This window comes from Pseudomonas sp. 05N434, from assembly GCF_056396965.1.
This window is the reverse complement of record NZ_JBFTMK010000281.1, coordinates 1-6471: the sequence shown is the minus strand read 5'-3', so window position 1 is coordinate 6471 and position 6471 is coordinate 1. Positions and strand designations below refer to the sequence as shown.

Annotated in this window: 3 protein-coding genes; 2 read left to right on the top strand and 1 reads right to left on the bottom strand. The window is 63.7% G+C overall.

The features are described from left to right. Positions 1-147: 147 nt before the first annotated feature. The gene (locus AC1DLB_RS17915) at positions 148-4488 is read right to left on the bottom strand and encodes a DEAD/DEAH box helicase (RefSeq protein ID WP_477785378.1); all 4341 of its coding nucleotides are present in this window, start codon (positions 4486-4488) and stop codon (positions 148-150) included. A 225-nt stretch (positions 4489-4713) separates the two neighbouring features. On the opposite strand from AC1DLB_RS17915, the gene AC1DLB_RS17910 reads away from it, so the two are divergent. Together AC1DLB_RS17910 and AC1DLB_RS17905 are read left to right on the top strand one after the other, a co-directional pair. Further along, positions 4714-5598, top strand: a complete 885-nt coding sequence (locus tag AC1DLB_RS17910) for a sugar nucleotide-binding protein (RefSeq protein ID WP_032833719.1) — start codon at positions 4714-4716, stop codon at positions 5596-5598. Continuing rightward, positions 5591-6471, top strand: an 881-nt coding sequence (locus tag AC1DLB_RS17905) for an NAD-dependent epimerase/dehydratase family protein (protein WP_477785377.1), incomplete at its 3' end; no start/stop codon positions are given. The genes AC1DLB_RS17910 and AC1DLB_RS17905, both read left to right, overlap by 8 nt.

Below are 6471 nucleotides of genomic sequence, written 5' to 3'. Positions count from 1 at the left end.
TTGTGGCGAGGGAGCTTGCTCCCGTTCGGCTGCGGAGCAGTCGCAAAGCCATACAGCGCGGTGCATCCGGGAGAAATTGGTTTACAGGTTTTGGGGGCGCTTCGCACCCCAGCGGGAGCAAGCTCCCTCGCCACAGGAGGTTGAATCCTACAGGGGGGAGTGGCGGATCAGTGTGTTGTGTACTTCTGTAGTCGATTGCTGATCCAGCTCCAGCCAGAACTGCTGCTTGCCGGCGATCTCGGCGGCGGCCGGCAAGCCGTCGCGATAAACCAGCCGATTGCTCGCCAGCGCCGGCACTTTCGCGCCCGGCAGCAGGGTGCCGGCGAGGTTCAGCGGATCGACCCCGCACACCGCGATCAAGCTACCGTCATGGGGGCGCCGCCTGACTTCACGCAACAACGGGATCGCCTCGGGCAGGGCAAACTGTTCGCCGGCCAGGCCACTGACAAACCGCCCGCCACGAATCTCGCCCCGGGCCTCCAGCCGATGGAACGTGYGCAGCAATTCCCGCCAACTCGGCAACCAGTCCGCCTCGCGCTCCAGCAAGCGCCAGAACACCACGCCGTACCGGCGCAGCAAGGTCATGGCGATGTGTTCCAGGGTTTCTGTGGGTGTGGACGTCGGGCGTTGTTTATCCACAACCGGCTTATCCACAACCGRCGCGACCGCACTGCGGCGCAGCAACGCCCAACGCCCGGCGTCGTCCATCCCGCCGACAAACGCTCCACGCCCGCGTCGGCTGCTGCGATTCTGGCGTTTGCTGGCCGGGGTGATCAGCGCCCGCAACCCGGCGAAACTGTCGGCGTTGACCAGTCCGGCACCGACCAGTTCCTGCAAGGCGATTTCCAGTTCCGAGCGCAGCAGATGGGCCTCGTGCATCAGCTCATCAAAAAACAGCGCGCCGTGCTGGCTGAGTGCTGCATGGACCTTTTGTGTTTTGGGCGACAACTCGTTGACCGGCGTCTGCTCGGTCAAGCTGCTCCACAACCCGACCTGATTACGCGGCAGCAGCAGAATCGGCGTGCTGCGCAATGCCGTGCCGGTGCTCTTGTTGCGCGCGGTCAGGCGGGTCCAGACCAGTTTGCCGCTGCGGCATAACTCATCCAGCCAGCTCGCCGAATAGTCTTTGAGCCGCGCCGGTAGAATGTCGCTGTCCCATGCCGAAGCGGCGGCGGGGTAGCCTTCGAACTGGCTGATGATCGCCGGCAACACTGCGCTGCCCTGGCCTCGGCTCAGGGTGGAAAGATGCTGCCAGTCGAACAGAAAGCGCATGAAATCCTGCAACGCCACTGGCTCGATTTCCCGGCGCAGCCGTTTGACCGTGTAGCGATGAATCCGCGCCAGCAGATGCCGTTCGCACCATTCCTCTTCGCGGGTGCCGGGGCTGAATTGCCCGCGCAGCACGTAACCTTCGCGTTCCAGTTGGGCCAGGGCCTGAGTGACTTGAAGCGCCGGTAAACCGAGCGGTTCGGCAATCGCTTTCAGCGGCAATGGACCAAACGCACTGAGTCGCGCGCGGACCACTTCCAGCACCGCTTCGTCCGGCTCCCAGGTTTCATCGAAACCKGGCAACGCCTCCAACGACGGAAACAAGGTGGCCTGTGGATAAATCGCCCGCAGGCAGGTCAGTCGCTCCAGTGGCAGCCACAGCGATTGCTTGGCGTTGATCTGCAAACGGCTGGCGCGGCCACTGTTGGCCAGGGTGTTCAGCCATTCGAGCCAATTGGGGTTGGCCCGGGCCTCGGCGTCGGTGATGCACGCCAGGCTCATCAAGGCCTCATGCATTTCATCGAGGCCGGTTGGCGTTGGCCAGGCTTCGTCGCGCACCGCGGCAATCGCGTCGGCGTCCAGCGCACCGAGGTCGTCGGTGGACTGCGGATCGCTCCAGCGACGGTTGAGTACCGCCTGAGTACGGCGTTCTTCCAGCGGCGCGTCGTCGAGGAAGGTGTAGGGGCGGGCACTGAGGATTTCCGCCGCCAGTGGCGAAGGCGCCGGCAGGTCGCGGCTGATCAGGCGGATATCGCCCTGTTCCATGCGCCGCAACAACGCCAGCCAGCCTTCGCTGTCCATGGCCTCGTGCAGGCAATCGTCGAGGGTTTGTTCCACCAGCGGATGGTCGGGAATCTCGCGCTCGCCGGCGAGGTTTTCCACGCAGGCGATCTGATCGGGAAACACGCTGGCGATCAGGTCTTCGCTTTTCATCCGTTGGATCTGCGGCGGCACTTTGCGGCCGCCGCTGTAGCGTGGCAGCGCGAGGGCGACCCCGGCATTCCAGCGCCAGCGTACGCCGAACAGCGGGGCTTCGAGCACCGCTTGAGTCAGGATATGTTCGGCGCTGTTGCTGTGCAGGTAGCGCCAGACGTCGTCCAGCTCGAAGCTGTGGCTGCTGGACAGCGACAACACGATGGCGTCCTCGCTGGCGGCGGCCTGCAATTCGAAGTTGAAGGTGCGGCAGAAACGCTTGCGCAGGGCCAGGCCCCAGGCGCGGTTGATGCGGCTGCCGAACGGTGAGTGGATGATCAGTTGCGTACCGCCTGACTCGTCGAAAAAGCGCTCCATCACCAGTGTGTCCTGGGACGGCAAGGCGCCGAGGGTCAGGCGGGCCCGGGCCAGGTAGTCGACCAGTTGCTCGGCGCTGGCGAGGTTCAGGCCGAGAGTGTCGGTCAGCCAGTCGAGGGCCTGTTGCAGATCGCCGGGTGTGGCGGCGAGGAGTTCATCGAGTTGCGCTTGCAGGCGGGCCACGGCGAACGACAGTTCATTGCTGCGACCGGGTGCTTCACCGAGCCAGAACGGAATGGTCGGCGGCTGGCCCTGAGCATCTTCGACCCGGACCTTGCCGGTTTCGACCCGCAGGATTCGATACGACGTATTGCCCAGCTGAAAGATATCCCCGGCGATGCTTTCCACCGCGAAGTCTTCGTTGACGCTGCCGATGTTCAGCCCCTGAGGCTCCAGCAACACGCTGTAGTCGGCGTTGTCGGGAATCGTCCCGCCGCTGGTCACGGCGGTCAGCTTGGCGCCCCGACGACCGCGCAAGGTGCGGCTTACGGCGTCCCGGTGCAGGTACGCGCTACGTATGCCCTGGCGACCGTTGTAGCCCTCGGCGAGCATGTGCAGCAGCGCCTGATAATGCTTTTCGTCGAGCTTGGCGTAAGGCGAGGCTTTACGCAGCATCTCCAGCAACGCCTGCTCGTGCCATTCCTGGCAACTGACCTCGGCGATGATCTGCTGGGCCAGCACGTCCAGCGGCGCTTCGGGGATCAACAAGGTGTCGAGTTCGCCACGGCGCACGCAATCGAGCAAAGCGGCGCATTCGATCAGGTCGTCGCGGGTGGTGGCGAACAATCGGCCCTTGGGTGTGCCGCCGACCTGGTGCCCGGAGCGGCCGACCCGTTGCAGAAAACCGGCAATCGAGCGTGGCGAAGCGATCTGGCACACCAGGTCGACGTCGCCGATATCAATCCCCAGTTCCAGCGAGGCGGTGGCGATCAGCACTTGCAGCTCGCCGCGCTTGAGCCGTTGCTCGGCGTCCAGGCGAAACTCCTTGGCCAGGCTGCCATGGTGGGCGGCCACCGCGTCTTTGCCGAGGCGTTCGCTCAAGTGTCGGCTCAGGCGTTCGGCCAGGCGCCGGGTGTTGACGAAAATCAGCGTGGTCCGGTGTTCGCGGGCGAGGGCGGCGAGGCGGTCATAGACCAGCTCCCACACGTCGTTGGCCATCACCGCTGACAACGGCACGGGCGGCACTTCGATATCGAGATCCCGTGGGCGGGCATGGCCGATGTCGATGATTTCGCAGTCGCGATCACCGCCAACCAAAAAACGCGATACCGCCTCGATGGGTTTTTGCGTGGCGGACAGGCCGATCCGCACCAACGGTTGCGGGCAAAGCGCTTGCAGGCGCTCCAGGCTCAGGGCCAGGTGACTGCCGCGTTTGCTGGCGGCGATGGCGTGGATTTCGTCGACGATCACCGTTTGCGTGGTGCCGAGCATTTTCCGGCCGGAGTCGGAGCCGAGCAGCACGTATAAGGATTCCGGAGTGGTCACCAGAATGTGCGGCGCGGTTTTGCGCATGGCCGAGCGGTCTTTTTGCGGCGTATCGCCGGTGCGCACGGCGGTGCTGATCGGCACGTCGGGCAGGCCCATCAGGCGTAACTGCTCGGTGATGCCGGCCAGCGGGTTTTGCAGGTTGATCCGGATGTCGTTGGACAGGGCCTTGAGCGGCGAAACGTAGACCACCAGGGTTTCGTCTGGCAGGCCATCCGGGTTTTCCAGGCCACGATGGACCAGATCGTCGAGCACGGCCAGAAACGCGGTGAGGGTTTTGCCGGAGCCGGTGGGCGCGGCAATCAGCGTTGAACGGCGCTGGCGGATCAACGGCCACGCCCGGGCCTGGGCGGCGGTAGCCGTCGCGAAGGTGTTGCTGAACCAGGCGCTGACGGCGGGGTGGAAACCGTTCAGAGCGCTGTCTGCGGGGATGGGCAGGTTCATGAGCCAATTTATGCGGGTGGGGACGGGAAGTTGCAAGTACCGCTCAGGCTCTGTGTTGCTCCTGAGGCCAGTAGCGGCACCACAAATCCCCGGGAACTACACTTTACGGGTGACGGTTGCGCACTAAACCCGCAAAATGCAACGATTCCGGCAATTATTGAGGACATCGCCTGCGGGCGCTGTCGATAAAGCCATCGTTCCAATCAGACTGGGCCTGCTGACTCTATGCGAATGCGCCTTATGTTACTGGGCGGCGGAAATGCCCTTGGGCAGGCGCTGATTCGCCTCGGTGCGGAGGAAGACATCGGTTTCCTCGCCCCCCGCCCACCACAAGACGGCTGGGACGCCGCGAGCCTGACGCAACTGCTCGACGATACCCGTCCGGATGCGTTGATCAATCTCGCCTACTATTTCGACTGGTTCCAGGCGGAGACCGTCAGCGAACAGCGTCTGGCCGGGCAGGAGCGCGCCATCGAGCGTCTGGCCGAATTGTGCCAGCATCACAACATCGTGCTGGTGCAACCGTCGAGTTATCGCGTGTTCGATGGCTCCCGGGCGACCGCCTACAGCGAAAAAGACGAACCGGTACCGTTGGGCCTGCGCGGTCAAGCTTTGTGGCGCATTGAGCAAAGCGTGCGCGCCACTTGTCCACAGCATGTGTTGCTGCGTTTCGGCTGGCTGCTCGATGACAGCCCCGAGGGCACCCTCGGGCGATTCCTCGCCCGAGCCGAGAAAGCTGAAGAACTGCTGTTGGCGGATGATCGTCGCGGTAATCCGACGCCGGTGGACGACGCTGCCCGAGTGATCATTTCGGTGCTCAAGCAACTCGATTGTGCTGCGCCGCTGTGGGGCACCTACCACTACGCCGGGCATGAGGCGACCACACCGCTGGCACTGGGGCAGGCGATTCTCACTGAAGCGCGCGCCCTGCATCCGCTGGCCATCGAAGCGCCGACCGCCCAGGCTCACGCCGCGCGGCCCGACGCTGCCGAAGAACCGCAACACGCAGTGCTGGCCTGCAAGAAAATTCTGCACACCTTCGGGATCAAGCCCCGCGCCTGGCGCGCGGCACTCCCGGGCTTACTGGATAGGTTTTATCGCCATGGCTGACGGCCCTGTTTTAATCACCGGCGGCGCCGGTTTCATCGGTTCGCACCTGACCGATGCCTTGCTTGCCAAAGGTCATTCGGTGCGAATTCTCGATGACCTGTCCACCGGCAAGCGCAGCAACCTGCCGATGGACAATCCCCTCGTCGAACTGATCGAAGGCGATGTCGCTGATGCCGCCCTGGTGGCGCAGGCGATGCTCGGTTGCAGCGCGGTGGCGCATCTGGCCGCGGTGGCTTCGGTGCAGGCTTCGGTGGATGACCCGGTGAAAACTCACCAGAGCAACTTCATCGGCTCGCTGAACGTCTGCGAAGCCATGCGTCAGGCCGGTGTCAAACGCGTGTTGTACGCGTCCAGCGCAGCGGTCTATGGCAACAATGGCGAGGGCGAGTCGATCGACGAAGACACGCCCAAGGCACCGTTGACGCCGTATGCGGTGGACAAGTTGGCGAGCGAGCATTACTTCGATTTCTATCGCCGCCAGCATGGTCTGGAACCGGTGATTTTCCGCTTCTTCAACATCTTCGGCCCGCGTCAGGATCCGTCTTCGCCATACTCCGGTGTGATCAGCATTTTCAGCGAGCGCGCGCAGAAAGGCCTGCCGATCACCGTGTTCGGTGATGGCGAGCAGACTCGGGATTTTGTCTACGTCGAGGATCTGGTGGACGTGCTGGTGCAAGCCATCGAGAAACCGCAGGTCGAGGTCGGCGCGGTGAATGTCGGCTGGAATCAGGCGACGACCCTCAAGCAAATGCTTGAAGCCCTTGAAGCCGTAGTGGGCAAGCTGCCGCCCGTTAGCTTTGGCCCGGCGCGTTCCGGTGACATCCGCCATTCACGAGCGAATAACCGGCGTTTGCTGGAGCGGTTCACCTACCC

What these genes read in the sequence shown, in the direction of transcription:
- AC1DLB_RS17910 (WP_032833719.1), top strand. Translation starts at nt 4,714, where the DNA reads ATGCGAATGCGCCTTATGTTACTGGGCGGCGGAAATGCCCTTGGGCAG.